Genomic DNA, 25,200 nt, shown 5'->3' on the forward strand with positions numbered 1-25,200 from the left:
GAGTTCGCTCCTGCCGCTCATGCGCCACTCACACCTTGTCTCGTGACCGCATAGGCCGGTTTTAACCCGGTTTGCTGTCAACGATTGGGTTCATACTAGCGGCAAATGCTATCGGTGTAAACAGAAGAGAACAGTTTTACGGCAAAATTGAACACATGCGCTGACACGCGTGCTATTATTGCACTCAGCTATACGGCATGAGTACTGACTATGGATGCAATCATGATGGAAATTCCGCACAGTGCTGACGCATCTGGCCCGCCAACTGAACCTGAAAGCTCAGGGTTTCATGCCCGGCTGAACCTGCTGCTGCCCGGTTTTAAAAGCGTGCGCGCTTTTGCCACCGCGTCTGGCGTCTCGCAGACCGGCTTGCAGCGCCTGCTGAATGGCGGCGAGCCCACCTTGTCTACCCTGGTGGCGCTGGCGCGTGCGGCGCAGGTCAGTATCGAATGGCTGGCCACCGGTGATGGGCCAATGCGGCATGACGCCACGCCCCTGGCACCCGTGGCGGCACCGGTGTGCTACGACACGCTGGGCAATCCGGTGGATCTGGATGAATTTGTTTTCATCCCGCGCTTTAATCTGCAGGCGTCTGCCGGCTATGGCAGCAGCAGCGAAGCCGAAAAACCGCTGTTCTCCATGGCATTTCGCCGTTACTGGGTGAACAACTACCTGCACGCCAACCCGCGCGATCTGTCGGTGATTTCGGTCAAGGGGGATTCGATGGAAGGGGTGCTGAACGAGCGCGACGTGATTCTGCTCAACCACGCCGACACCCAGCCGCGCCACGGCCTGTATGTGTTGCGGATCAATAACGATCTGGTGGTCAAGCGCATCCAGCCGCTGCCTGGCGGGCGGCTGCAGGTAAGCAGCGCCAATGAATCTTATCTGCCGTTTGAGCTGGACCTTGGCCAGATTGGCCAGGATGTGGCGATTGTGGGCCGGGTGCTGTGGTTTGGCCGACAGATTTAGCCGATTACGCAGCGGGCGGCGCTGACGGCGGCCAGCGCCACATCAGCAGCCAGCCCACTGTCGCCGCCAGCGCCGACAGGCCAAAGGCGGCAGCCATTTCACCATACGGCCACAAAGCCCCGGCAGCCAGGCCGCCAATGCCACCGCCCAGGCCATAGCCCAGCACCCAGTACAGCCCTTGGCCCTTGGCCTGGTGTTCTGCCGGCACCGCCTGATGAATCAGGCCAATCGACGCGGTGTGGTGGGTGGCAAAGGTAAAGGCGTGCAGCAATTGCGCGGCAATCACCGCCACGGACAGATCGGGCAGGCTGGCCATCACGCCAAAGCGCAGCACGGCCATCAGCAGCCCCCAGCGCAGCAGCTGCACCAGCGTGCAGCGCCCCAGCAGGCGGGGCATCCACCAGAACGCGGTAATTTCCGCCAGCACGCCCAGCGTCCACAGCCAGCCAATCTGGCTGGCCTGCCAGCCGTGGGCCTTAAGTCCAATCGAGTAAAACGCATAATACGGCCCATGCGCCACCGCCATCAGCACGGTCACCGCGTACACCCGCCGCACCTCTGGGCGGCGCAGGGTGTCGGCAAACGGACGATGGCTGTGCCGGGCGGGCGGGGCCGGGCTGTCCGGCAAGCGCCAGGCAAACAGCGCCAGGCCGGTGAGCGTGGCCAGCACCACCCAGGGCAGCTGCGCCATCGGCATGAATTCCAGCAGATAGCCGGTCAGCAGGCTGAGCAGCACAAAGCCGATGGACCCCCACAGCCGCACCCGCGAATACGCCCCCGGCGAATCTGCGGTGCGGGTCAGCACGCTGGCGTCCACCAGCGGCAATGGCGCAGCCCAAAAGAAATGCGCCAGCGCCAGCACGGCAAATAGCCAGGCAAAGCGGTTATCCAGCCACAGCCCGGCAAAGCTGATGGCTGCCGCCAGCGTGGTCAGCCGAATCAGCTTTTGCCGCTGACCATGGCGGTCAGCCAGCCAGCCCCAGAACCCTGGTGCGCTGATCCGCGCCAGCGACGGCATCGACGCCAGCACGGCAATCGCCCAGGGCGTCAGCCCCAGCGACGCCAGGTATAGCCCCCAGTAAGGCGAGGTCACGCCGACAAACGAGAAATAACAAAAGTAAAACCCGGCAAACGGCCACAAGGCTGCGTGGCGGCTCACCCCAGCCCGTCCTTGAACTGGCTGAGCTGGCGGCGGGTTTTTTTGGTGGGTCGGCCTTCGCCATGCGGGAAGGTGGCGTGTTCGGCTTTCAGCTGCAGCTGGCGCGCTTCGCGCCGGGCAATGCTGTCGGCGTCTTCATGGTAAAGCTCACGCGCCACCGTGGCCGGGCCGCGCCGCTCGGACAGCGCCCGCACTTCCAGATGGTATTCCAGCTGATTCAGCCGCAGCTCCAGCTTGTCGCCAGGCTTGAGCGTGCGCGAAGGCTTGGGCCGCTCGCCATTCAGCCGCACATGGCCGGCGTCAATCGCGTCCTGCGCCAGACCACGGGTTTTGTAAAACCGCGCCGCCCACAGCCATTTGTCCACCCGGACTTTGCCTGCCTCGTCCATCACGCCACCGTAAAGCGGGCGCTGACCTGCCCGTGCAGGTCCAGTTGCAGCTGATCGCCCGAAACCAGCCGCGCCACCCCTTCCGGTGTGCCGGTGTAAATCAGGTCACCCGCCGTCAGGCCGTAGTGGCGCGACAAGAAGCTGATCAAGAACGGAATCGGGAACAGCATCATCCCGGTATTGCCCTGCTGGCGCAGCGCGCCATTCACCGTCAGGGAAAAGTCCAGCGCAGAGGGCTGGCTGACTGCCGTTGCTGGCACAAATGCACTCACGCACGCGGCGGTGGCAAAGCCCTTGGCCTTGGTCCACGGCATGCCCTTGGCCTTGAGCTCGCTTTGCGTGTCGCGCGCGGTCAGGTCCAGGCCAATGCCGTAGCCGGCAATCACCGCCAGCGCGTCGGCTTCGCTGACATCACGGGCGTCACGCCCGACCAGCAGCACCACTTCGGTTTCGTGATGCACATCCTGCGAATACGCCGGCAGGCGAATCGCTCCGCCATCGCCCAAGAGCGCCGACGACGGTTTGAGAAACACCAGCGGCTCCGGTTCCGGGCGATTGCCCAGCTCGGCCACATGCGCCGCATAATTGCGGCCAATGCAAAAGATATTGCTGACCGTGATCTCACGGCCAGCCAGCGTCACGGCAGGCATCGCACACCCTTTACCCGAGCGGGAACAGAAGAAACCGCGATTATAAGAACTTGTGCCGGCGCTGTCGCGCTCGGGTAGCGCACAAGAAAAATGCCGCGCACGGTAACCGTGCGCGGCATGGATCGTGATGCTCAGCACCTCAGGCGAGGCGCTGGCGGGTATTACGCCCCGCCGTTGTTCTGCTCATTATCGAGGAAGCTTTTCAGCCGCTCGGAGCGGGTGGGGTGGCGCAGCTTGCGCAGTGCCTTGGCTTCAATCTGGCGAATCCGCTCGCGGGTGACGTCAAACTGTTTGCCTACTTCTTCCAGCGTGTGGTCGGTGTTCATCTCGATGCCAAAACGCATGCGCAGCACCTTGGCTTCGCGCGGGGTCAGGGTGTCGAGCACTTCCTTGGTGGCCTCGCGCAGGCTGGCGTACATGGCGGCGTCGGACGGGGCCATGGTGACCGCGTCTTCGATGAAGTCGCCCAGATGGCTGTCGTCGTCGTCGCCAATCGGGGTTTCCATGGAGATTGGCTCCTTGGAGATTTTCATGATCTTGCGGATCTTCTCCTCGGGCATTTCCATCCGCGTGGCCAGCTCTGCCGGGTCCGGCTCCAGGCCGGTTTCCTGCAGGATTTGCCGGCTGATGCGGTTCATCTTGTTGATGGTTTCGATCATGTGCACCGGAATGCGGATGGTGCGCGCCTGGTCGGCAATCGAGCGGGTGATGGCCTGGCGAATCCACCAGGTGGCGTAAGTCGAGAACTTGTAGCCACGGCGGTATTCAAACTTGTCCACCGCCTTCATCAGGCCGATATTGCCTTCCTGGATCAGATCGAGGAACTGCAGGCCACGGTTGGTGTACTTCTTGGCGATGGAAATCACCAGACGCAGGTTGGCCTCGATCATCTCGCGTTTGGCCATGCGCGCCTTGGATTCGCCCAGGGCCATCTGTTTATTGATGTCCTTGAGTTCCTTGATCGGAATCATCGCTTTTTTCTGCAGTTCCGACAGCTTGCCCTGCTTTTCGATGATGGCGTACTTGAAGCGGTCCAGCGTGGCGCTGTACGGTTTGTTGGCGGCGATTTCGCGCTCCACCCAGGTCAGGTCGCTTTCGCTGCCAGGGAAGCTGTCGATAAAGCGGGCGTGCGGCATTTTGGCCTTTTGCTCGCAAATATCCATGATTTCGCGTTCAAACCGGCGGATTTCTTCCACACTGCTGCGCAGGCTTTCGCACAGGGCTTCCACTTGCTTGACCGAGAAGCGCACCTTCATGAATTCGGCGGTGATGGCTTCCTGCAATTCCAGATAGGCCTTGCTCTGGCTGCCGGTTTTTTCCAGCGCCTTGAGCATGCGCACATACAAGGCCTTGACCTCGCCAAAGCGCTCCAGCGTTTGCAGCTTGAGTTCTTCCAGGTTGGCGTTGTTCAGCGCGGCAGCGGCTTCACCGTCGTCGTCTTCGTCTTCTTCGGCGTCGTCGAGCAGTTCTTCTTCGGGTTCGGCAAACTCGGCCTCGGCTTCTTCCGGTGCGTCCGGGTCGATAAAGCCGTCGATGAGTTCGTCCACCCGCATTTCGCCGGCTTCGATGCGGTCGATCAGGGTCAGCACTTCGGCCACGGTGCCGGGGCAGGCCGAAATGGCCTGAATCATGTGTTTCAGACCGTCTTCGATCCGCTTGGCGATTTCAATTTCGCCTTCACGGGTCAGCAGTTCCACCGTCCCCATTTCACGCATGTACATGCGCACCGGGTCGGTGGTCCGGCCAAATTCGGAATCGACGGTAGACAGCGCGGCTTCTGCTTCTTCCACGGCATCTTCGTCGGCCACGGCAGGTGTGGCATCCGACATCAGCAGCTGTTCGGCGTCGGGCGCCTCATCACAGACCTGAATGCCCATATCGGTGATCATGCCGATGATGCTTTCAATCTGTTCGGCGTCCAGCACATCTTCGGGCAGGTGATCGTTGATTTCGGCGTAGGTCAGGTAGCCGCGTTCCTTGCCCAGTACGATCAGTTGTTTTAGCCGCTTGCGGCGCTCGTCGGCATTATCCGCGAGCGATTGCGCTTTGAGTTCAACATCCTTATCGTTGTCGGGAGTAGCCGCCATTATTGCGTCCTGGAAAAATCGAGCTGAAAAATCAGAAAATTATAACACAAGTCAGGTCCGGCTTGGGCCGGCTGACGCCTTGAGTAGTTCGAGCAGGCGACGTTTTTCTTCGCCTGATAACCCTTCATGCCGTTCTTTTTCGGTCAGCTGTTCCAGCTGGGCGTGACGGATATTGTCCGCCAGCCGGGCCACGGCATCGGCCACTTCCTGTGGCAGCGGGTCGTTCAGCTCACCCTGTTCGCCGCTTTGTAGCGCTTTGACCAGCACCGGCTGCAAGCGTTCGCCCAGCGTAGTATGACGTAACCGTTCTTCCAGCTGGGCCGGGCTGGGCGGGGTGGTGTCGGCCTGAATCAGCGCGGCCAGCCCCAGCAGCAATTGCAGTTCTTCACCGCAGTCTTCCGGGCTGACCGGCAACTGCACCTGGCTGGCCAGCGCCGGGTTCAGCGCCAGCCAGCGAATCAGCCGGCGCACCAGCGAAGGGTCGGTGCGCGGGCCGCGCATGCCGCCGGCGCGACCGGTTTTTTTGCCAAAGCGCGGTGCGCGGCCCATCAGCCGGTCGAGTTCGTTCAGTTCAATGCCGGCCAGCTCGGCCAGCCGCCGGCGCAGCATCAGCCCCAGCGCCGGGGCGCTGACCTTGGCCAGCAGCGGCGTGGCCAGCTTAATCAGCTCGGCGCGGCCTTCCTGCGACTGCATGTCTACCCGTTGGGTCAGTTCGTTGACCAGATAGGCCGACAGCGGCAGGCTGTCTTCCACCAGCGCCCGCTCGAAAGCCGTCGCGCCAAACTGGCGCACATAGCTGTCCGGGTCGTGCTCGCTGGGCAAAAACAGAAAATGCAGCGCCTTGCCGTCCACCAGTGCTTCCAGGCTGTTTTCCAGCGCCCGCCAGGCGGCACGCTGGCCGGCCTTGTCTCCATCAAAACAATAGAACACATGGTCGGCCTGGCGCAGTAATTTTTGCACATGGGTGGGCGTGGTGGCGGTGCCCAGCGCTGCCACGGCGTAGTCGATGCCAAACTGCGCCAGCGCCACCACGTCCATATACCCTTCCACCACCAGCACCCGGCCCGCGTCACGAATGGCCTGGCGCGCTTCGTACAGGCCGTACAGTTCGCGGCCTTTTTCAAACAGCGGGGTTTCCGGAGAGTTCAGGTATTTGGGTTCGCCCTGGCCCAGCACGCGCCCGCCAAAGCCGATGATGTCGCCGCGTGGGGTGCGGATGGGAAACATGATGCGCTGGCGAAAGCGGTCGTAGCGCCGGCCATCGTCCTGGCGGATCACCAGCCCGCACTCCACCAGCGTGTCGTCCAGATAGTCGTCAAACGCCTGTTGCAGCGGGGTCCAGCCATCCGGCGCGTAGCCCAGGGCAAAACGGGCGGCAATTTCGCCAGTCAGCCCGCGCTGCTTCAGGTAGGCAATCGCCTCTGGTGAGCGTTTGAGTGACTGTTTGTAAAAGCGCGCCGCCTCGCCCATACATTCCAGCAGACCAGGGCGCTGGCGCACCGCCTGCTGTTGCTGCGGGCTGGCCGCTACCTGCGGCACGCTCATGCCCACCGAGGTGGCCAGGTCGTTGACCGCATCGACAAAACTCATGCCGGCGTGTTCCATCACAAAGCGGATGGCATTGCCATGCACGCCGCAGCCAAAGCAGTGGTAAAACTGCTTGCTGGGGCTGACAGAAAACGACGGGCTTTTTTCTTTGTGAAACGGGCAGCAGGCCATGTAGTTCTGCCCGGACTTTTTCAGCGGGACGTAGCGCTCCACCACGTCAACAATGTCAACGCGGTTGAGCAACTGGTCGATAAAGTCCTGCGGAATCACCGCGCCGGCCTAAAAAACTCAGGCCAGTCGGGCCTTGATTCGCGCCGAGACGGCGGCCATGTCGGCGCGGCCAGCCATCTGGCCCTTGAGCACGCCCATTACCTTGCCCATGTCCTGCATGCCGGCAGCGCCGGTACTGACCACGGCGGCGTCGATCAGCGCATCGATTTCGGCGTCGGTCAGCGCCTGCGGCAGATAGCCGGACAGCACGGCCATTTCAGCGCGTTCGCGGTCGGCCAGGTCCTGGCGGTTGGCGGCGTCGTACTGGCTGACCGAGTCGCGGCGCTGCTTGAGCATCTTGTCGATCACCGCAATGATGTCGGCGTCGCTCAGTTCAACGCGCTCGTCCACTTCTTTTTGCTTCATTGCCGCCAGCAGCAGGCGAATGGTGGCCAGCCGGTCGGCGTCCCGGGCCTTCATTGCGATTTTCATGTCATCGGTAATGCGGGCTTTCAGGGTCATGGTCGCTCCGGAGCATAAGGGTGAACAGGGTCAAAGGCGGGTGGTGCATCTGGCGGGCACCAGGGCCACCGCCAGTGCCCAGGCTAAAGCAGCCTGGCGCAAATGCAGTGGCCAGAAACGGAGAAACCGCGAAGCTTGCGCTCGCGGTTCCGGGCAGTCGCGACGATGAGCGTAGCGAGCTGTCGAGATCAGTACATCTTCGGCGGCAGGGTCTGGCTGCGCAGGCGCTTGTAATGGCGCTTGACGGCAGCTGCAAGCTTGCGCTTGCGCTCTGCAGTCGGCTTCTCGTAGAACTCGCGGGCGCGCAGTTCGGTCAGCAGACCTGTTTTCTCGACAGAGCGCTTGAAGCGGCGCATGGCCACTTCGAACGGCTCATTTTCTTTCACGCGAACGCTGGGCATGAAAAATCACCAATCCTTAAGATTTTATTGAAAAATACTACACTGAGCCAAAGAGTTTAAACCACCCCGGCAGCTTTGTAAAACGCCATGGCCACGGCATGCCGCCAGCAGCCCGGTGGGGGTGGCTGCATGCCACACACGCCTACCCGCACCCGCCGCCCGCGCCGCGTGGCGCAATCCAGCCGCTGGCAGCAGGCCATGCGGGGGCAAGCGTGCCTACTTGCCCGGCGTAATCAAGCCGCTGCTGGGCGAGCTGGGGCTGCCGTGGTACAGCTTTTTCGGCATGCGCCCGGCCAGATACGCCTCACGGCCCGCCTCCACGCCCAGGCGCATGGCGCGTGCCATGCGGATGGGATCCTGCGCGCCGGCAATCGCGGTATTCATCAGCACACCATGACACCCCAGCTCCATGGCAATGGCGGCATCGCTGGCGGTGCCCACGCCGGCATCCACCAGCACCGGCACCTTGCTATGTTCCAGAATCAGCTGCAGGTTCCATGGGTTGAGAATGCCCATGCCAGAGCCAATCAGGCTGGCCAGCGGCATGATGGCGCAGCAGCCGATGTCTTCCAGCTGGCGGGCCACAATCGGGTCGTCCGAGGTGTACACCATCACGTCAAAGCCTTCTTTCACCAGAATTTCAGCGGCTTTCAGCGTTTCGGTGACATGCGGAAACAGCGAGGTGGGGTCGCCCAGCACTTCCAGCTTGACCAGGCGGTGGTCGTCCAACAGCTCGCGCGCCAGGCGCAGGGTGCGCACCGCGTCGTCAGCGGTGTAGCAGCCGGCGGTATTGGGCAGCAGGGTGTAGCGCCCCTTGGGCAGGGCATCGAGCAGGTTGGGCTGGTCCGGATTCTGGCCGAGGTTCACCCGGCGGATCGCCACGGTGACGATTTCCGTGCCGGCGGCGTCCAGCGCCTCGGCGGTCTGGGCGAAGTCACGGTATTTGCCGGTGCCAACCAGCAGACGCGAACCGTATTCGCGCCCGGCAATGATGAGCGGGTCTTGCATGGAATCATCCTTGATTTGACAACATTAACCGCCGCCTACTGCCACCACCAGTTCCAGGCGGTCGCCGTCGGCCAGCATATGCTCTGCGTGCCGGCTTTTCGGCACAATCTCGCCATTGCATTCAATGGCCACCCGCTTGCCCGTCAACGACAGGTGCGCTATCAGGCCGGCACAGCTCATGGCTTCGGGCAGCGGGGTGGTTTCCCCATTCAGGACAATCTGAATCATCATCGGTTCTTTTCACAAGCGCGTCAGTCCGGTGCAGCGCAGCCGGAAGCTGACAGGAAGCCGGATTCTAGCATGCACAACGCAGGGGAAATCACTGTCGCATCAGGGCAGGTGCCCCAGAATCGGATGAAAGCTGAAGTCGGTAATCGGCGTCAGATGACCAACGTCAGCCTGTCGGCTGCGGTGGATGCAGACCATATTGGCCGAGACAATATGGCCAAACAGGTTGTCGCTGCGGCCAAAGTGGTTATCCGGGTTGAACAGCGGCGGAAAATGCCAGTACAGCCGGTAGCCATGCGCATCCAGCCAGTGCATCAGTGGCCGGGCGGTTTCCGGGCGGTCGTTTTCGATATACAGATGCGGCGCAAATTTTGCCAGCAGGGCTTCGCCGCCGGCCAGCACATCCAGCTCCATGCCTTCCACGTCAATCTTGACCAATTCGACATGTGGCGCGCCGGTAAAATCATCCAGCATCATGCATGGCACCTGGCGGCCAGGCAGGCCGTCGAGCAGCGAGACGCCACCAAAATTGTCTGGCTGGGTGGGATCTTGTTCGGGCACGGTAATAAACCCTGGCTCGCTGCCCATGGCCGCCCAATAACAGTCCACATGAGCCAGACTGTTCACCGCCATATTGGCACACAGGGTCTGAAACACCAGCCGCTGCGGCTCAAAAGCCAGCACCCGTCCCTGTGGCCCAACCTGTTGCGCCAGACCCAGTGTGTGTGAGCCAATATTGGCACCTACTTCAATCACTACATCACCCATCTGGCACAGCTGGCGCAGCTGCTGCATTTCCAGATGAGAAAACTCACCGTAATAGGCCAGCGACTGGCCAATATAAATGTCATTGCGGTTATAGACATAATACCCATTCCGGCCATGAACCATCTGGTTGAAGCCATCGGCAGGCAATAGGGGGTGAGGAAGTTGGGGGTGTTTACGCATAGCGGGCAAGCCTCTCTGAAGGATAGCAATGCATGTGATCTTGAGATACGCGCTCCTCACCTGGACGGTGGGGAGCTAATTGGCTATCGTCGACATTGTCGACGAACTTGTCCCCTGTTCCGTCATTTTCTTTCTGCCTCGCTCGCATGGTGGGTCAACGGACCCTCACGCGTCAGCGAAGTGGGTGTCTCTGCCGCGCCTGCTGGCCGTTGGCGCTGAGTGCGTCAAATCCCGTACGATTTAATACCCTGCGCGCAAGGTCAGCGCCACATTGCGTGGGCCGCCGTTGGCTTGGCCCCTGTTGCCGGGGAAAACGGTCAGTGCCGTGTTTCACCAAACACTTCGTCCAGTGACTTGGCCTCCAGTACCCGGTCGCCCCAGGTTTCCAACTGAGCTGGCGTGGCAGCGGCAATGTTGGCCAGCTGTGTGGCCGACAGCGCGCCAAAACGGCGGGTCAACAGCCGTTGCAACAACAAGGCTTCACCCTGCTGCATCCCCTGAAGCATGCCCTGCTCCATCCCCTTGGCAATCGCCTGCGCTTCCCAGCGGTCAATATTGGTTTCCAGCATTTCCATCTCTTTCGTCAATTCTTCGGCATCGGGCACGGCCAGTCCGGGCATTTTGCGCTGCAGCCGGTGTTTTATCCCGTGCGTCACTACCCGGTGATGCGTTGCTTGAACGGGGAGTGGGCAACGGCGTCAGCCAGGTTGCGGATGGCGCGTTTGGCGGCGGCGGTGTCTGGGGTGTGTTCAAAACAAAAGGGCGCAGGGTGGTGTCGTCGAGCAGGGCGGTAGCGGGTTGATGCGCTGGTTCGGCTGTTGCTGGTCGGCCAGTGGAAACCTGGTGACATTTGTCAGGTCAATTGCCGTAGAGAAATTCACAATGGAGACGTGTGATGAGCGATTTTTCTGTTGCCTGGCAACTGCTGGCGGTGACGCTGGTGCTGATTGGCCTGGCTGGGGCGGTGCTGCCTGCCCTGCCGGGTTTGCCGCTGGTATGGGCCGGCTTGTGGCTGGCGGCGTGGGCGGAGGATTATGCGCGCATCGGTGCCAGCACGCTCTGGCTGCTGGCCGGGCTGGCGCTGCTGGGCATGGCGCTGGACGCGGTAGCCGGCTGGCTGGGCGCGCGCGCCTATGGTGCCAGCCGGCAGGCGCTGTGGGGGGCGTTGCTTGGCAGCCTGGTCGGGCTGTTGTTTGGCTTGCCTGGCTTGCTGCTTGGACCGCTGGTGGGGGCGGTGATCGGGGAGTGGCTGGCCCGGCGTGATGCCTGGCGTGCCGGCCAGGTGGGGGTGGCTACTTTGTTTGGGCTGGTGCTGGGCATGCTGGCCAAAATCGGCTGCGCACTGGCCATGCTACTGGTGTTTGCCTGGGCGTGGTGGACGTGAGCGCAGGTGGCCCAGACACGGGCCGCCTGCGTCTATCGGTTCAGTTGGAGCCGCTCACCAAACCCAGCGCAACGGTCCTGGCTGGGCGTGTGACCGCAGACAGCACGGGTAGTACGGCAAGGTCACACCACAACGCCAGGAGGGGTTTGTGAGCGGCGCTTAATGCAGCGATGGTGCCGGGCCGCTGGGTGGGGCATCAACAAACAAGCCGGCGGTGTCGTCTTCGTCGAACACATAGCGCTGATTGCAAAAATCGCACTGCACTTCCACGCTGCCCTGTTCTTCAATCACGCTAGCCACTTCGGCTTTGCCCATCATCTGCAGCATGCCGGCCACCCGTTCGCGGCTGCAGGTGCAGGCAAAGTTCAGGCTGGCCGGCTCGAAGCATTGTACTGATTCCTGGTGGAACAGCCGGTAGAGCAGGGTGTCCGCCGGGGTGGTGAGCAGTTCATTGGCGCTGACGGTGTCTGCCAGCGCCTGCACCCGTGGCCAGCCGTCGGCGTCGCCGTGGCCGTCGGGCAGGCGCTGCAGCAGCATGCCGGCAGCCTGTTCGCCATCGCTGGCCAGCATCAGCCGGGTGTCCAACTGTTCCGAGCGCAGCATGTAGTGCTCCAGCATGGCCGCCACGCTGTCGCCTTCCAGCGCCACAATGCCCTGGTAGGGCTGGCTGCCATTGCGCGGGTCCAGGGTGATGACAAACTGACCCTGACCCAGCAAGGTCTCGACGCTGGCGCGCTCGTCGAGTTCGCCGTCCCAGCGCGCGGTGGCGCGCAGGGTGTGGTCGGCGTTGATTTCCACCACCGCCAATTTCAGCCCGCCGCTGCCCTGCATCTGCATGATCAGCGTGCCGTCAAATTTCAGATTGGCCGCCAGCAGCGCGCCAGCGGCCAGCAGTTCGCCCAGCAGGTTGCGCAGGCGCGGCGGGTAGCTGTGGTGGGAGAGGATTTCCCGCCAGGACTGGTCCAGCCGGATCAGCGCCCCGCGCACCGGGGCTTGGTCGAACAGAAAACGTTGCAACACGTCGTGCATGAGTGAGGGCTCCAGAACGAGATTAACGCGCTCAATCGCGCAGCGTGGTCGAGTACAGGGTCAGCGGGGCGGCGGTGTTGATGTCGAATTCACAGCCGGCTTCCACGCCCAGCTGGGCAATCGCCGCCGGGGTGTCCAGCCTGTCCCAGGCAGCGTACATCGCCCCCAGCGCATAGTCACGGCCCGAGCCTATCGCCCAGAAGCGATTGTATTCGTACACTTCGCGCATGGAGTACACGGCAAAGATGCCAGCTGGGTTGGCAATCAGCACGGTCATCTGGCTGGACTCGTAGGGGTCGCTGTCGTCTTCGTCCGGCTTGAGGAAAAAGTCTTCCTTGAGCTTGGGATGCAGCTTGCGAAAGGTGTCAAAAATGGCGCTACGGCTGCTCAGATCGCGGTTTTTCAGCTTGGCCAGCGCCGACTGGAATACCAGGTCGTGCGCAGCGCTGCCGGAGATGCCGATAAAGCTGTCGTCCAGCTGAAAAATCTTGTTGAAGCGGGCGTCGTAAGTGGACGTCAGCCGGGTGTCGCCAAAGGTGGACTGGCTGTCCGCCGCGATGGCAACCTCGCGCCCTTTTCGTGCCACGGTGATGGTGGTCATGGCGAAGGGGTTTCCTGAAGGCAATAAAGCAGTAAGATAAAGCCATCCGGGCAAAAAACAAGCCAGATGGTGCCCCGCCCGGCCATTTGCCCATCTGCCCAGCCCATGAGGTGTGTTATGTGCCAGCTGCTTGGCATGAATTGCAATATCCCGACCGACATCCTGTTTTCCTTCGAAGGCTTTCACCGCCGAGGCGGACTGACCGACCAGCACGCCGATGGCTTTGGCATTGCTTTTTTCGAAGGTGCCGGCTGCCGGCTGTTCATCGACGACCAGCCCAGCGCGCATTCGCCGGTGGCTGAATTGATCCGCCGCTACCCAATCAAGTCCAAAAACGTGATTGCCCATATCCGCAAGGCCACCCAGGGCCGGATTGCGCTGGAAAACACCCACCCGTTTCACCGCGAGCTGTGGGGGCGTTACTGGATTTTTGCCCATAACGGCAATCTGGAAAACTTTGCCCCGCCGCAGGGGCAGTATTACCGTCCGGTGGGCGACACTGATTCAGAAGCGGCGTTTTGTCTGCTGCTGGAGCAGCTGCGCCAGCAGTTTGACCAGCTGCCGCCGCTGCCGGTGCTGACCCAGGCCATTTACGCGCTGGCCGCGCAGATCCGCCAGCATGGCGTGTTCAATTTCATGCTGTCCAATGGCGACGCGCTGTTTACCCACTGCAGCACCCACCTGCATTATCTGGTGCGCCAGGCACCGTTCAGCACAGCGCACCTGATTGACAACGATGTGAATATCGACTTTGCCGAGGTGACCACCCCAAATGACCGGGTGGCGGTGATTGCCACCCTGCCGCTGACCGACAACGAAGCCTGGACTGCGCACCCGAAAGACACCGTGCTGGTGTTTCGGGATGGTTCGCCGCTAGAGGGATAGCTCTTTCGCATAATTTGCGTTAAAAAACATATCGTGCAATAATTTTCTCATGGTCGAATTTCACTAAACCGGCTTAAAACCAACCTAAAATCAAGCCATCGGCATGCCAAAAAATAACAAAACGCCAGTACACCTTATACATAAAAATCACTACTCACCAACCAACTCTATACATGGCGCTCTAGAATAAAACCTTGCCAAATATCTTCACGGAGACCCTCCTCATGCTAGACGAAAGTCTATTCCCCCTAGATTTTAATGGCAACAAAATCCCAATCTGGCCATGCCCACAATGTGGAGCCCAGTCATTACACTGCGAAAACAACAACTTCCATAAACACCATAAAGAACCAATAGATACAAACGACCCAGACTTTGACCCCTCATGGATTACATACATTTTTACAATGCACCTTAAGTGCACCAATGCCTCATGTGGATGTGGTGTAGTTTGCACAGGCACAGGAGAAGTACAAGAGGAGGATTTTGATAATGGAATCGATGGCTACGACCGAACATGGAAAGAGATTTTTCATGCAAAATACTTCGAGCCTCCATTGCAGATATTCACACCGCCAACCGGCACGCCTAAAACAGTAAAACAAGCACTTGAGACATCATTTTCCACTTTTTTCTTTTCTCCTAGCTTGAGCCTGAGTGCCTTGCGTGCCAGTTTAGAGGCTCTACTTGATGAAAAAAACATAGCTAAAAGAAGTAATAACGATCACTATCTAAATTTAGAGAACAGGGTTAAATTGTTAGATATCACACTGGGCAACAATAGTACAACAATAACTGAATACGCGACTGCAATAAGATTCTTAGGAAATAACGGCACGCACCCAGGGGAAATTAAAATCCAGCAAAGCGATGTTTTTGATGGTTACAAGATTTTTGAACACATATTGATTACACTCTACCCTGAGGAAAAACCTTCATTTGATTTTTTAGTTGAAAGCATCAATACAGCAAGAGGGGTTGTACGTAAAAAATAATCTACACTCGCCCTGCATAATTGCACAACGAGTGACGAGTATTGCGTTACAGCAACACAACTCTAGGGATGCGCTGATTTATTCAGAAAAATCGTGTTTGCCAAAATCAAAACCCAGCAAAATCAAACCCCTGGATTCCCGCCTTCGCGGGAATGACGACTTGCTCAGCGTTTCCTTAACGCAGCTCGCGCAGCAGCTCCTTCACCCGCACGCTGCGCAGCGCCACGTCCGGCAGCGGGCTTTCCACCTTGAGCTTGTCCTGCCCGGCCAGCTTGTAGTTGCGCTTGCTCTGGATCAGCCCGATGATTTTCATCGGGTCGATCGGCGGGTTTTTGATGAAGGTGAGCTGGATGGCCACTTCGCTGGCGTCGATTTTCTGGATGCCCAGTTCGCGTGCGGCCAGACGCAGGCGGTGGCTGTCGATCAGGGTTTTCACCGTTTGCGGCGGCAGGCCAAAGCGGTCGATCAGCTCTTCGTGGATGGCGTCGATCTCGCTGTCGTTGTCGCAGCTGGCCAGGCGCTTGTACAGCACCAGCCGCTCGTGCACGTCCGGACAGTAATCGTCGGGCAGTAGCGCCGGGCTGTGCAGATTGATTTCGGTGGTTACCCCCAGCGGGGCGTCCAGGTCGGGTTCGTGGCCTTTTTTCAGCGCCTTGACCGCCTGCTTGAGCATTTCGGTGTACAGCGAGAAACCCACCTCGTGCATTTCACCCGACTGTCCCTCGCCCAGCACTTCGCCGGCACCGCGAATTTCCAGATCGTGCATAGCCAGGTAAAAACCGCTGCCGAGTTCTTCCATCGACTGAATCGCTTCCAGGCGTTTTTGCGCGTCGCGGGTCAGCCCTTCGCCGGTCAGCAGGTAGGCGTAGGCCTGGTGATGGCTGCGCCCCACCCGCCCGCGCAGCTGGTGCAGCTGGGCCAGGCCAAACTTGTCGGCGCGGTGAATCAGGATGGTGTTGGCGTTGGGGATGTCGATGCCGGTTTCGATAATGGTCGAGCACAGCAGCACATTGAAGCGGCGCTGGTGAAAGTCGCGCATCACCTGCTCCAGCTCGCGCTCGCGCAGCTGGCCGTGGGCCACACCGATGCGCGCTTCCGGCAGCAGTTCGGCCAGCCGTTCGCGCATGTTTTCGATGGTTTCCACTTCGTTGTACAGATAAAACACCTGGCCGCCGCGCTTGAGCTCGCGCAGCACGGCTTCGCGCACCACGCCGGCGCTGTGCGGGCTGACAAAGGTTTTCACCGCCAGCCGGCGGCTGGGCGCGGTGGCAATCACCGAGAAGTCGCGCAGGCCTTCCAGGCTCATGGCCAGCGTGCGCGGAATCGGCGTGGCGGTCAGCGTCAGCACGTCCACATTGGCGCGCAGGCGCTTGAGCTGTTCTTTCTGGCGCACGCCAAAGCGGTGTTCCTCGTCGATGATCACCAGGCCCAGCCGGGCAAACTCGACGTCGGGCTGGGTGAGCCGGTGGGTGCCAATCACGATATCGACACTGCCGTCGGCCAGGCCGGCCAGCGCGGTTTTCAGTTCCTTGCCGCTCTTGAAGCGCGACAGCTCGGCAATTTTCACCGGCCAGTCGGCAAAGCGGTCGGCAAAGTTCTGGTAATGCTGTTCGGCCAGCAGGGTGGTGGGCACCAGCACTGCTACCTGCTTGCCGCCCAGCACGGCAACAAACGCCGCGCGCAGGGCCACTTCGGTTTTGCCAAAGCCCACGTCGCCGCACACCAGCCGGTCCATCGGCTTGCCCGAGGTCATGTCGGCAATCACTGCCTCAATGGCGGCTTGCTGGTCGGGGGTTTCGTCAAAGCCAAAGCCTTCGGCAAAGGCAGCGTAATCGTCGTCCGACAGGGCAAAGGCGTGGCCTTCGCGCGCGGCGCGCTGGGCGTACAGATTGAGCAGCTCGGCGGCGGTGTCGCGGGCTTTTTCGGCGGCACGCTGCTTGGCTTTTTCCCACTGCGGCGACCCCAGCCGGGTCAGTGGGGCGTTGTCGCTGGCACCGCCAGCCCAGCGCGAAATCAGCTGCAGCTGGCTGACCGGCACATACAGCCGCGCCTGGTCGGCGTACTCCAGCATCATCATTTCGGATTCGCCCTCGCCCAGGTCCATCGACACCAGCCCCTGATAGCGGCCAATGCCGTGGGTTTCGTGTACCACCGGATCGCCCACCTTGACCTCGGCCAGGTCCTTGAGCATGGCGTCCTGGCTGGCGCGGCTGCGGCTGCGCCGACGCTGGCGGCTGACATGCTGGTACAGCTCGGTTTCGGTAATCACCGCCAGCCCGGCGTGCGGGTCGATAAAGCCGCCGCTCAGCGGCGCGGCCAGCACCGCCAGCGCCTGGCTGCCGTGGGCAAAGCTGGCGTAGTCGGCCACGCCATCCAGCACCAGGCCATGTTCAGCCATGAACTGCTGCAGGGTTTCCCGTCGGCCCAGGCTTTCCGCCACAATCAGCACCCGGCCAGCAAACCCGGCAATAAACTGCTTGAGCGCGTGCAGCGGGTCGTCGGCGCGGCGGTCCACCGCCAGCGCGGGCAGCCGTGCGGTGCCAGGATCGGCGTCGCCTTCGGCAGGGAGCTCCAGGCGCGGGTAGCGCTTGAGCTCGGCCATCAGGCTGTCCGGACGCAAAAACACCTCGGCGGGCGGCAGCAGTGGCCGGGCCGGGTCGCCGCGCAGCAGGTCGTAGCGCGAACCGGCTTCTTTCCAGAACGCTTCGGCAGCAACTTGTACGTCGTGGTGCAGCACCAGCCGGGCGCTATCGCCCAGGTAGTCAAACACGCTGGCGGTCTCGGTAAAGAACAGCGGCAGGTAGTACTCAATGCCGGGCGGCCAGCACTGGTTGGATACTTCTTTGTAGATCTGCGCCCTGGAGGGGTCGCCTTCCATGCGTTCGCGGAACTGCTGGCGGAAGGTGGTCACCCCGGTTTCATCGGTGGGAAACTCGCGCGCTGGCAGCAGGCGCATGTCGCTGACCGGGTAGAGCGTGCGCTGGGTATCCACGTCAAAGGTGCGCAGGCTGTCGATTTCATTGTCGAACAAGTCAATCCGGTACGGCAGCGCCGAGCCGGTGGGAAACAGGTCGATCAGGCTGCCGCGCACGGAAAATTCGCCGGGGGTGTACACCTGGGTGACATGGGTATAGCCCGCCAGCGCCAGATCGGCGCGCAGCGCGTCCACGTTGAGGGTCTGCTTTTGCTTGAGTACAAACGTGCGCCCGGCCAGAAAACTCAGCGGTGCCAGCCGGGTCATCGCCGTGCTGATCGGTGCCAGAATCACATCGGCCTGGCCCTGGCGGATTTGCCACAGGGTGGCCAGCCGCTCGGACACCAGGTCGGCATGCGGCGAAAAATGGTCGTAGGGCAGGGTTTCCCAGTCGGGCAGCAGCAACACCCGCGCCTGAGGGGCAAACACCGGAATTTCTTCTTTCAGCCGTTGCGCGGCCTCGGCGTCGGCGGTCAGCACCAAGAGCGGTGTGCCGGGCGTCAGCAGGCCGGCCAGCAGCCGGGCGTCGGCAGAGGCGGTCAACACCCCGGTCCGCTGTTTCTGGCCGGGACGAAGTGCAGCAAAATCAGATAGGGTCATGGCTCGCTGGACCGGCAGCCGGGGCTGCCGGTAAGGGCATCGGGAAGCCTGGATTGTAGCCCAGCCGTCTGCCCGGCTACATCTGATTTGCCGGGAGACGGGGAACGGGCCGCTGGACGGTGGGGCGCAAGGGCAAGCCTGGGTTTTTCAGCGCACCGGCTTTCCCTTGCCTGGCTACCCCGGTTCAGTTGATTTTCAGGGACCACCACGATGGCCCTGAATCACGCCGTGCCGGCTTAACGATGCTTTTGCACATTGATCTGGCGAATGGTCCCCACATAGTTGGCCAGGTTGAACCAGTCCACAATCGCAATGTTTTGATTCTGGCTGGCCCAGTCCTCCAGCCAGGTGGTGACGTCCGGGGTGACGGTTTTGGCCAGGTTTTCCAGGGAAGAGGGATCACTGGTAAACGGCACCAGGCCCTTGGCAATCATGTCGCCATCCGGTGTCAGCAACCCTTGCAGCACAAACAGGGTATTGACGTTGCGCTGGCGCAGATTGTCGTCCATTTTCCGCTTCAGCGTGTCCAGGTGGGTGGTGTCTGGCCACGGGGAAGAAATCTGGCTTTGTGACCACAGCTGCGGATACTGGTTGACGGCGTCGGCATTGTCGTACAGCGCAATCACCTGATAGCCCTTTTTCCAGAAATCATTCAGCGTATTATCGGGGCCCATGCTGTTCGGGGCCATTTTGCTGCCAAATGCGTCAATCAGCTGCTGAATCAGCGGGATTTGGTCATTCAGGCTGTCCATATTGTACAGATGGCTGAAGTCCAGAATCACCAGTTCTTTGGGGTGTTGTGCCAAAAACGTCTTGGTCTGGTGAATCACCTCATTCATGGACGCGCCATACAGCGAATGGCAGGTGTCATACTGCTTGCCGGTGCGCACCACGCGCAGATCAAGATAGCGGATGCCGCCAGCCAGCTGGCCGGCAATGTTCTTGCCTTGCGCTTTGGCCCAGCGGGCAATCACGTCCATCACGCCCAGGCCCACCAGCGGGATGCCGTAAATGGCATTGACCCATTCGGGGATATCCTGCTTGGGGGCAAGGGTTGAGGTGGCCGAGCAGGCATAGCTGCCAGAGTCATGGGTGCCGGGCAGTACCAGCTCTTTCAGCGGGGTATTGCCAATCACCGTGGCCAGTTCGCCCATCCAATCTGCCGGGGTCCAGTGCTCGCTACGGGTCCAGGCCCACTTGCCACCGGTGTTTTGCGCATTCGGGCGGGTTTCCACCAGATGGTCGTTGTCTTTTTTGTCTTCGGCGGCGGCAAACATCCGGCCATAGCGCCGGTTGCTGATCACCATGCCCATGCCGCTGCCCACGTCCCATTTCCACTTGGCGTTTTCCTGGCCTTTTTTGATCGCCTGCAGCAAGGTGGTCACGCTGGGGTCGCATTCCACCAGGTGATCGCTGCCCTGTCGGTCCTGATCGGCGGCAAACATGAAGCCGTACAGTTTGTTCTGGATGAAGCACTCGCCACCAGACTGGTGAATGGCCCACAGGTATTTGTCGCCGCTGCCACATAGCGGGTCGGCTTCGACCAGATGGTCATTGCCTTTCTTGTCCTCGTTGGCGGCAAACAGGCGACCATACAAGGTGTTTTCCAGATAAATCCAGTCGATATGCGGATTGATTTCCGTGATGGCCCATGCCCATTTGCCCCCACTGTCGCGGCCATTCGGGCGGGTTTCCACCAGATGATCGTTGCCTTTTTTGTCCTCGTCAGCGGCAAACATCTGCCCATACCGCTGATTGGTAATCAGCAGTTCGGTCGGGCTGGCACTGAGCGTCCATTTCCACTTGCTGCTGTCCTTGCCCTTGCTGATGGCTTGAGCCAGAGTGATTACCTTGGGGTCGCATTCCACCAGGTGGTCGCTGCCCTTTTTGTCGCCATCTGCGCTGAACATAAAGCCATGCGAGCGATTCTGGATGAAATAATCGCTGCCGACCTGATGAATCATCCATTGGTATTTGTCGCCGGTTTTGCCGGTGGGGTCGGTTTCCACCAGGTGATCGTTATCAATCTTGTCGGCATCAGCAGCAAACAGACGGCCATGGTTGAAATTTTCCAGATAAATCCACTGGTTCAGCTTGATTTCCATGATGATTCCTCAGGGTGGCGCAATAATGAACAGCCGGGGTGTGTGATATTTCTTCCAGACGATGACATGAAAGCGATAGCACCCATTGCAGTGCAGTAAAATTTCAACGGGCTTTTTCTGCATTCTGTTCGGGAGAAATCCACACGGGAGGTGAAGCGTTAAAACAAGCTGAATACTACGGGTTTATTGATAACTTGCCATTACAGGGCATTGCAGTAGATAACACGCAGCCACATGGCGAAAATAAATAAACCGGAATTATTTTGTCATTTCTGGGGCGGCTTGAAGATCCGGGCGGTGTGGCGCAAGCGGGGCAATGGCTGTCGGCGGGGCCATGCTGGGGCCTGTGGTGGCAGGGGCTGGGGTCAGGGCAAGCGGTGGCGCGGACTGAAGCTTAGAAATTCTAATCATATGAAAAACGGTTCTGATTCCATATTGATGTCAGCGACCATGGCCGAGTGCCGCAGACTATAATCGGCTGAACCTTTTTTCAGGAACACGCCGATGTCTACCCCCCCGACTTTTCATTACCTGGAAGATTTTGTCGGCCACACCCCACTGGTGCGGCTCAAGCGTTTGCCCGGTGAGCGCAACAATGTGGTGCTGGTCAAGCTGGAAGGCAACAACCCCGGCGGCTCGGTCAAGGATCGCCCGGCGCTGTCGATGATTCGTCACGCCCAGGCGCGTGGGGCCATTCGCCCGGGTGACACACTGATTGAACCCACCAGTGGCAACACCGGCATCGGCCTGGCCATGGCGGCGGCAATTCTGGGCTACCGCATGGTGCTGGTGATGCCGGAAAACTCCAGCGCCGAACGGGTGGCCACCATGAAGGCCTACGGCGCAGAGGTGGTGCTCACCCCGGCAGCGGCGTCGATGCCGGGGGCCATTGACGAAGCGCGGCGGCGGGTGGACGCGGGTGAAGGGCTGTTTCTGGATCAATTTGGCAATGCCGACAATCCGCTGGCCCACTTTGAAACCACCGGCCCGGAAATCTGGGCCGACACGGCGGGCACGGTCACCCATTTTGTTTCCAGCATGGGCACCACTGGCACCATCATGGGCACCTCGCGCTATCTGAAAAGCCAGAATCCGGCTATCCAGATCATTGGCGTACAGCCGGAGCCCGGCAGCCAGATTCCCGGCATTCGCAAATGGGAGCCGGAATACCTGCCAAAAATTTGTGATTTTTCCCGCATTGACCAACTGGTGCTGATCAGCCAGGCCGAAGCCGAAGACACCGCCCGCCGCCTGGCGCGTGAAGAAGGCATTCTGGCTGGCCCATCGTCTGGCGGTGCGCTGGCGGTGGCGCTGAAATTGTCTGAACAGCTGGAAAACGCCGTGATTGTGTCGATTGTCTGCGACCGTGGCGACCGCTACCTGTCTACCGGCCTGTTTCCGGGCTAAGAGTGTGTTCAAAGAGCGGCTCACAACACCCTCCTAGTAGCCAGTCACGTTGAAACACGATGGCTCACGTTCCACGACGAACCACTCGCCGCGCCCCACCGCGTCATTCCCGCGCAGGCGGGAATCCAGGCGTGTCCACAGCGTACAGCGGGGTGAGCGCTCATCAGCGCTACCTGCGCCATGCCCACCGCGCACGCTGTGGCGCGGTCTGGGTTCCCGCCTTCGCGGGAACGACACCTGGGGTGAAACTCATGCCGAAAGCGGTCTAATCGCCTGTCAGTCGATTCAGATCATGGTGACTGGCTACTAGCGTTGTTGCACGACCTGGCAATTGTCTACGGTTGCGCGCCTGGCCAGGATCGCTGTGCTGGGTTTGGTGAGCGGCGCTGAGGCGTACTGGCGGTCATTGGCGCAATTTTTGCCAATGCATTGCGGCCCAACGCCAATACCCCGTATAATCGACGGTTTTCGCAACCCTTGCCTTCCCGCTACGCATGGCGGAAGGCTGCAATCCAAAAGGAGTTCACATGCGGCATTACGAAATCGTATTTATCGTCCATCCTGACCAAAGCGAGCAGGTGCCGGCGATGATCGAACGCTACAAGGGCATGGTGCTCGGTCGCGAAGGCAAGATGCATCGCCTGGAAGACTGGGGCCGCCGCCAACTGGCTTACCCGATCCAGAAAATCCACAAAGCCCACTATGTTCTGATGAACATTGAGTGCGACCGTGAAACTCTGGAAGAACTGGAACACGCGTTCAAATTCAACGACGCCGTGCTGCGTCATCTGACCGTCAAGATGGACCGCGCCGTGGTCGAAGCTTCCCCGATGATGAAGGAAGAAAAGGCCAAGAATCTGCTGGACAGCGCAGCAGGCACGCAAGAAGTTGCAGCCGAAGCCCAAGCCGCCGCTGCCGAGTGATTGGCACAATCGGGTGGTTCTGACCGGGCTTGCCCGTGTGCATGATGCCCTGCGCTACACCCCGGCTGGCATTGCCGTGCTGGAGTTTGCGCTGGAGCATGTGTCCCGGCAAAGCGCCGGAGGCTTTGAGCGCGATGTGCGCTGCCTGGTGCAGGCCTTGCTGGTTGGCCCGCTGGCCACTGAGCTGGCCGCATCGCTCAATGAGCGCACGGTGACCGCACAAGGCTTTCTGGCCGCGCGCAGCCTGAGAAACCCGAAGCTGGTGCTGCACATCCAACACGTTGAATTTGAAAAAGGTATTTAACATGGCACGTCAATTGTTCAAGCGCCGCAAGTTTTGCCGCTTTACTGCCGAAGGCATCAAGGAAATCGACTACAAGAGCGTCGATCTGCTGAAAGACTTCATCGCCGAAAACGGCAAGATCATCCCGGCTCGTATCACTGGCACCAAGGCCCGCTATCAGCGTCAGCTGTCGACCGCGATCAAGCGCGCCCGTTTCCTGGCGCTGATGCCGTACACCGACCAGCACTAAGATTTAGGAGCCGAGAACCATGCAAATCATTCTTCTGGAAAAAGTGGCCAACCTGGGTCAGCTGGGCGATATCGTCAAGGTTAAAGACGGTTACGCACGTAACTTCCTGATTCCGCAAGGCAAGGCCAAGCGCGCCACCGACGCCAACCTGAAGGAATTTGAAGCCCGTCGCGCCGAACTGGAAAAGCAGCAAGCCGAAATTCTGGCCGCTGCCCAGGCTCGTGGCGAAAAGCTGGCTGGCGCTGCTGTCACCGTCGCTCAAAAGGCTGGCGTGGATGGCCGTCTGTTTGGCTCGGTGGGTAACGCCGACATTGCCGAAGCCATCACCGCTACTGGCATTGAAGTGAAAAAGGCTGAAGTTCGTCTGCCGGACGGCCCGTTCAAGGCCATCGGCGAGTACGAAGTGGAAGTCGCCCTGCACCACGATGTGGTGGTGAACATCACCGTGACGGTGGTGGGCGCTGCTGCCTGAGTATTGCGCAGTGGAAAAAAGAACCGCCGGCCTGTGCTGGCGGTTTTTTTATGGGCGGGCCGCTGCCCGTGCCCCTCTGATGGCCGGCGCGTTTTCCCGCAAGCGGCTGCCAGCGTGTGCCACAATGCCGCCATGGGCGTCTCCCTGTGGCTTGTTTTTTTCTGGCGTGAACGTGAATGCTGAAACGATTTTTTCTGATGCTGCTGCTGATCGGCGGGCTGGGTGCAGGCAGCACCTGGTGGGTGCTATCGCCGTATCCAGCCACCGGTTTTCCGCTGGAATTCACCATTGAGCCCAACCAGGGGTTGGGGGAAATTGCGCAAACGCTGGCGCAGTCCGGTGCCGTGCGTCATGCCGGGGCGTTCATGCTGCTGGCCAAGTTGAGCGGCGATGCCCCACGGCTCAAGGCCGGGGATTACCGGCTGACCCAGCCGATGTCAATGTGGGCGGTGATGCAAAAGCTGGCCAGAGGCGAAACCAGCTTGCAGGGGGTCACCATCCGTGAAGGCTGGACCTTGCGTCAGTTTCGTGCCGAGCTGGACCGCCACCCAGCCCTGCGCCACGACACCAGCCAGTGGTCAGACGCCGAATTGCTGGCCAAACTCAAGCTGAATGCCACGCATGGCGAAGGTCTGTTTTTTCCCGACACCTACCGCTTTTTGCGCGGCAGCAGCGATATTCTGGTGCTGCGCCAGGCGGCGCAGCTATTGCAGCGCGAGCTGGACACCGCCTGGGCGCAGCGTGCGCCCGGCCTGCCCTACGCCACCCCGTATGAAGCGCTGATCATGGCCAGCCTGATTGAAAAGGAAACCGGCCAGGCCGCCGACCGGCCCATGATTGCCCGGGTGTTTCTCAACCGGCTGGCCATTGGCATGCGCCTGCAAACCGACCCCAGTGTCATTTACGGCCTGGGCGAGGCCTTTGACGGCAACCTCACCCGCGTTCACCTGCAAACCGACACCCCGTACAACACCTATACCCGCGCCGGCCTGCCGCCCAGCCCGATCGCCCTGCCGGGCCGGGCCGCGCTGCATGCCGCATTGCATCCGGCAGAAGGCCGGGCGCTGTATTTTGTGGCGCGGGGCGACGGCAGCTCACAGTTTTCCGAGACACTGGACCAACACAACCAGGCGGTGCGCCGCTACATCCTGGGCAAGAAAGACTGATCGA

The 25,200-nt window shown here is 60.5% G+C and carries 25 protein-coding genes; 10 read left to right on the forward strand and 15 right to left on the reverse strand.

The genetic code is table 11. The features are described from left to right. Window positions 1-210 precede the first annotated feature (210 nt). A complete protein-coding gene (locus BXU06_RS02205) occupies window positions 211-972 on the forward strand; it encodes a helix-turn-helix transcriptional regulator (RefSeq protein WP_253189504.1) in 762 nt (253 codons plus the stop codon). Window positions 973-976: 4 nt separating this feature from the next. Here BXU06_RS02205 and BXU06_RS02210 read toward each other — a convergent pair whose 3' ends face one another. The 11 genes from BXU06_RS02210 to BXU06_RS02260 all read right to left on the reverse strand — a co-directional run bounded on the left by BXU06_RS02210 (window position 977) and on the right by BXU06_RS02260 (window position 10,742). Continuing rightward, window positions 977-2,131, reverse strand: coding sequence for an MFS transporter (locus BXU06_RS02210; protein ID WP_077296401.1), 1,155 nt, complete (start codon window positions 2,129-2,131; stop codon window positions 977-979). Continuing rightward, window positions 2,128-2,520, reverse strand: coding sequence for an RNA-binding S4 domain-containing protein (locus BXU06_RS02215; protein WP_077296403.1), 393 nt, complete (start codon window positions 2,518-2,520; stop codon window positions 2,128-2,130). The genes BXU06_RS02210 and BXU06_RS02215 overlap by 4 nt, the downstream gene beginning before the upstream one ends. Next, window positions 2,520-3,170 carry a fumarylacetoacetate hydrolase family protein gene (locus BXU06_RS02220; RefSeq protein WP_077296405.1) on the reverse strand — a complete coding sequence of 217 codons (651 nt, stop codon included), beginning with the start codon at window positions 3,168-3,170 and terminating at the stop codon, window positions 2,520-2,522. The genes BXU06_RS02215 and BXU06_RS02220 overlap by 1 nt, the downstream gene beginning before the upstream one ends. 161 nt (window positions 3,171-3,331) lie before the next feature. Further along, a complete protein-coding gene (gene rpoD, locus BXU06_RS02225; protein ID WP_077296407.1) occupies window positions 3,332-5,257 on the reverse strand; it encodes an RNA polymerase sigma factor RpoD in 1,926 nt (641 codons plus the stop codon). A gap of 51 nt (window positions 5,258-5,308) precedes the next feature. Next, window positions 5,309-7,075 (reverse strand): DNA primase, encoded by a 1,767-nt coding sequence (gene dnaG, locus BXU06_RS02230; protein ID WP_077296409.1) that lies wholly within the window; start codon window positions 7,073-7,075, stop codon window positions 5,309-5,311. 18 nt (window positions 7,076-7,093) lie between these two features. After that, complete coding sequence (locus tag BXU06_RS02235; RefSeq protein WP_077296411.1) at window positions 7,094-7,537, reverse strand: GatB/YqeY domain-containing protein; 444 nt, start codon at window positions 7,535-7,537, stop codon at window positions 7,094-7,096. A gap of 188 nt (window positions 7,538-7,725) precedes the next feature. After that, window positions 7,726-7,938 carry a 30S ribosomal protein S21 gene (gene rpsU / locus BXU06_RS02240; protein WP_077296413.1) on the reverse strand — a complete coding sequence of 71 codons (213 nt, stop codon included), beginning with the start codon at window positions 7,936-7,938 and terminating at the stop codon, window positions 7,726-7,728. Window positions 7,939-8,154: 216 nt separating this feature from the next. Continuing rightward, window positions 8,155-8,946 carry a thiazole synthase gene (locus BXU06_RS02245; protein ID WP_077296415.1) on the reverse strand — a complete coding sequence of 264 codons (792 nt, stop codon included), beginning with the start codon at window positions 8,944-8,946 and terminating at the stop codon, window positions 8,155-8,157. A gap of 24 nt (window positions 8,947-8,970) precedes the next feature. Further along, entirely contained in the window at window positions 8,971-9,177 is a 207-nt protein-coding gene (thiS, locus tag BXU06_RS02250; RefSeq protein WP_253189505.1) for a sulfur carrier protein ThiS, read from the reverse strand. 99 nt (window positions 9,178-9,276) lie between these two features. Continuing rightward, complete coding sequence (locus BXU06_RS02255; protein WP_077296417.1) at window positions 9,277-10,122, reverse strand: FkbM family methyltransferase; 846 nt, start codon at window positions 10,120-10,122, stop codon at window positions 9,277-9,279. Window positions 10,123-10,439: 317 nt separating this feature from the next. Continuing rightward, window positions 10,440-10,742: a DUF4351 domain-containing protein gene (locus BXU06_RS02260; RefSeq protein WP_077296419.1), complete on the reverse strand. Its 303-nt coding sequence runs from the start codon at window positions 10,740-10,742 to the stop codon at window positions 10,440-10,442. Between the two features lie 275 nt (window positions 10,743-11,017). On the opposite strand from BXU06_RS02260, the gene BXU06_RS02265 reads away from it, so the two are divergent. Next, window positions 11,018-11,506 (forward strand): DUF456 domain-containing protein, encoded by a 489-nt coding sequence (locus BXU06_RS02265; RefSeq protein WP_077296421.1) that lies wholly within the window; start codon window positions 11,018-11,020, stop codon window positions 11,504-11,506. Window positions 11,507-11,665: 159 nt separating this feature from the next. Here the strand turns inward: BXU06_RS02265 and hslO are convergent, their stop codons facing one another. Next, window positions 11,666-12,535: an Hsp33 family molecular chaperone HslO gene (gene hslO / locus BXU06_RS02270; protein WP_077296423.1), complete on the reverse strand. Its 870-nt coding sequence runs from the start codon at window positions 12,533-12,535 to the stop codon at window positions 11,666-11,668. Between the two features lie 31 nt (window positions 12,536-12,566). Further along, window positions 12,567-13,136: an MFS transporter gene (locus tag BXU06_RS02275; protein WP_077296425.1), complete on the reverse strand. Its 570-nt coding sequence runs from the start codon at window positions 13,134-13,136 to the stop codon at window positions 12,567-12,569. Window positions 13,137-13,253: 117 nt separating this feature from the next. On the opposite strand from BXU06_RS02275, the gene BXU06_RS02280 reads away from it, so the two are divergent. Continuing rightward, the gene (locus BXU06_RS02280; protein ID WP_077296427.1) at window positions 13,254-14,021 is read left to right on the forward strand and encodes a class II glutamine amidotransferase; all 768 of its coding nucleotides are present in this window, start codon (window positions 13,254-13,256) and stop codon (window positions 14,019-14,021) included. Window positions 14,022-14,245: 224 nt separating this feature from the next. Further along, complete coding sequence (locus tag BXU06_RS02285; RefSeq protein ID WP_216352525.1) at window positions 14,246-15,016, forward strand: DUF4145 domain-containing protein; 771 nt, start codon at window positions 14,246-14,248, stop codon at window positions 15,014-15,016. A 175-nt stretch (window positions 15,017-15,191) separates the two neighbouring features. Here BXU06_RS02285 and mfd read toward each other — a convergent pair whose 3' ends face one another. Beyond that, window positions 15,192-18,590, reverse strand: a complete 3,399-nt coding sequence (mfd, locus tag BXU06_RS02290; protein ID WP_077296431.1) for a transcription-repair coupling factor — start codon at window positions 18,588-18,590, stop codon at window positions 15,192-15,194. A 236-nt stretch (window positions 18,591-18,826) separates the two neighbouring features. Continuing rightward, window positions 18,827-20,695: a hypothetical protein gene (locus tag BXU06_RS02295; RefSeq protein ID WP_077296433.1), complete on the reverse strand. Its 1,869-nt coding sequence runs from the start codon at window positions 20,693-20,695 to the stop codon at window positions 18,827-18,829. Between the two features lie 504 nt (window positions 20,696-21,199). Between BXU06_RS02295 and cysM the strand changes: the two genes are divergently transcribed. The 6 genes from cysM to mltG all read left to right on the forward strand — a co-directional run bounded on the left by cysM (window position 21,200) and on the right by mltG (window position 25,196). Beyond that, the gene (gene cysM / locus BXU06_RS02300; RefSeq protein WP_077296435.1) at window positions 21,200-22,102 is read left to right on the forward strand and encodes a cysteine synthase CysM; all 903 of its coding nucleotides are present in this window, start codon (window positions 21,200-21,202) and stop codon (window positions 22,100-22,102) included. Between the two features lie 527 nt (window positions 22,103-22,629). Next, entirely contained in the window at window positions 22,630-23,025 is a 396-nt protein-coding gene (rpsF, locus tag BXU06_RS02305; protein ID WP_077296437.1) for a 30S ribosomal protein S6, read from the forward strand. Between the two features lie 13 nt (window positions 23,026-23,038). Further along, window positions 23,039-23,329 carry a primosomal replication protein N gene (gene priB, locus BXU06_RS02310; protein WP_256364056.1) on the forward strand — a complete coding sequence of 97 codons (291 nt, stop codon included), beginning with the start codon at window positions 23,039-23,041 and terminating at the stop codon, window positions 23,327-23,329. Between the two features lies 1 nt (window position 23,330). Next, entirely contained in the window at window positions 23,331-23,558 is a 228-nt protein-coding gene (gene rpsR / locus BXU06_RS02315) for a 30S ribosomal protein S18 (protein ID WP_077296439.1), read from the forward strand. A 19-nt stretch (window positions 23,559-23,577) separates the two neighbouring features. Beyond that, entirely contained in the window at window positions 23,578-24,030 is a 453-nt protein-coding gene (gene rplI / locus BXU06_RS02320; protein ID WP_077296441.1) for a 50S ribosomal protein L9, read from the forward strand. A 176-nt stretch (window positions 24,031-24,206) separates the two neighbouring features. After that, the gene (gene mltG / locus BXU06_RS02325; RefSeq protein WP_077296443.1) at window positions 24,207-25,196 is read left to right on the forward strand and encodes an endolytic transglycosylase MltG; all 990 of its coding nucleotides are present in this window, start codon (window positions 24,207-24,209) and stop codon (window positions 25,194-25,196) included. Window positions 25,197-25,200 lie beyond the last annotated feature (4 nt).

This window comes from Aquaspirillum sp. LM1, assembly GCF_002002905.1.
Lineage (GTDB): Bacteria > Pseudomonadota > Gammaproteobacteria > Burkholderiales > Aquaspirillaceae > Rivihabitans.

Coding starts and splice junctions, on each gene's coding strand:
- BXU06_RS02235 (WP_077296411.1), bottom strand. CDS start 7,537: ATGACCCTGAAAGCCCGCATTACCGATGACATGAAAATCGCAATGAAG.
- BXU06_RS02220 (WP_077296405.1), bottom strand. CDS start 3,170: ATGCCTGCCGTGACGCTGGCTGGCCGTGAGATCACGGTCAGCAATATC.
- BXU06_RS02215 (WP_077296403.1), bottom strand. CDS start 2,520: ATGGACGAGGCAGGCAAAGTCCGGGTGGACAAATGGCTGTGGGCGGCG.
- BXU06_RS02285 (WP_216352525.1), top strand. CDS start 14,246: ATGCTAGACGAAAGTCTATTCCCCCTAGATTTTAATGGCAACAAAATC.
- BXU06_RS02245 (WP_077296415.1), bottom strand. CDS start 8,946: ATGCAAGACCCGCTCATCATTGCCGGGCGCGAATACGGTTCGCGTCTG.
- rpsU (WP_077296413.1), bottom strand. CDS start 7,938: ATGCCCAGCGTTCGCGTGAAAGAAAATGAGCCGTTCGAAGTGGCCATG.
- BXU06_RS02280 (WP_077296427.1), top strand. CDS start 13,254: ATGTGCCAGCTGCTTGGCATGAATTGCAATATCCCGACCGACATCCTG.
- mltG (WP_077296443.1), top strand. CDS start 24,207: ATGCTGAAACGATTTTTTCTGATGCTGCTGCTGATCGGCGGGCTGGGT.
- BXU06_RS02295 (WP_077296433.1), bottom strand. CDS start 20,695: ATGGAAATCAAGCTGAACCAGTGGATTTATCTGGAAAATTTCAACCAT.
- rpsF (WP_077296437.1), top strand. CDS start 22,630: ATGCGGCATTACGAAATCGTATTTATCGTCCATCCTGACCAAAGCGAG.
- BXU06_RS02260 (WP_077296419.1), bottom strand. CDS start 10,742: ATGCCCGGACTGGCCGTGCCCGATGCCGAAGAATTGACGAAAGAGATG.
- BXU06_RS02255 (WP_077296417.1), bottom strand. CDS start 10,122: ATGCGTAAACACCCCCAACTTCCTCACCCCCTATTGCCTGCCGATGGC.
- rpsR (WP_077296439.1), top strand. CDS start 23,331: ATGGCACGTCAATTGTTCAAGCGCCGCAAGTTTTGCCGCTTTACTGCC.
- rplI (WP_077296441.1), top strand. CDS start 23,578: ATGCAAATCATTCTTCTGGAAAAAGTGGCCAACCTGGGTCAGCTGGGC.
- BXU06_RS02265 (WP_077296421.1), top strand. CDS start 11,018: ATGAGCGATTTTTCTGTTGCCTGGCAACTGCTGGCGGTGACGCTGGTG.
- mfd (WP_077296431.1), bottom strand. CDS start 18,590: ATGACCCTATCTGATTTTGCTGCACTTCGTCCCGGCCAGAAACAGCGG.
- cysM (WP_077296435.1), top strand. CDS start 21,200: ATGTCTACCCCCCCGACTTTTCATTACCTGGAAGATTTTGTCGGCCAC.
- BXU06_RS02275 (WP_077296425.1), bottom strand. CDS start 13,136: ATGACCACCATCACCGTGGCACGAAAAGGGCGCGAGGTTGCCATCGCG.
- thiS (WP_253189505.1), bottom strand. CDS start 9,177: ATGATGATTCAGATTGTCCTGAATGGGGAAACCACCCCGCTGCCCGAA.
- rpoD (WP_077296407.1), bottom strand. CDS start 5,257: ATGGCGGCTACTCCCGACAACGATAAGGATGTTGAACTCAAAGCGCAA.
- BXU06_RS02205 (WP_253189504.1), top strand. CDS start 211: ATGGATGCAATCATGATGGAAATTCCGCACAGTGCTGACGCATCTGGC.
- hslO (WP_077296423.1), bottom strand. CDS start 12,535: ATGCACGACGTGTTGCAACGTTTTCTGTTCGACCAAGCCCCGGTGCGC.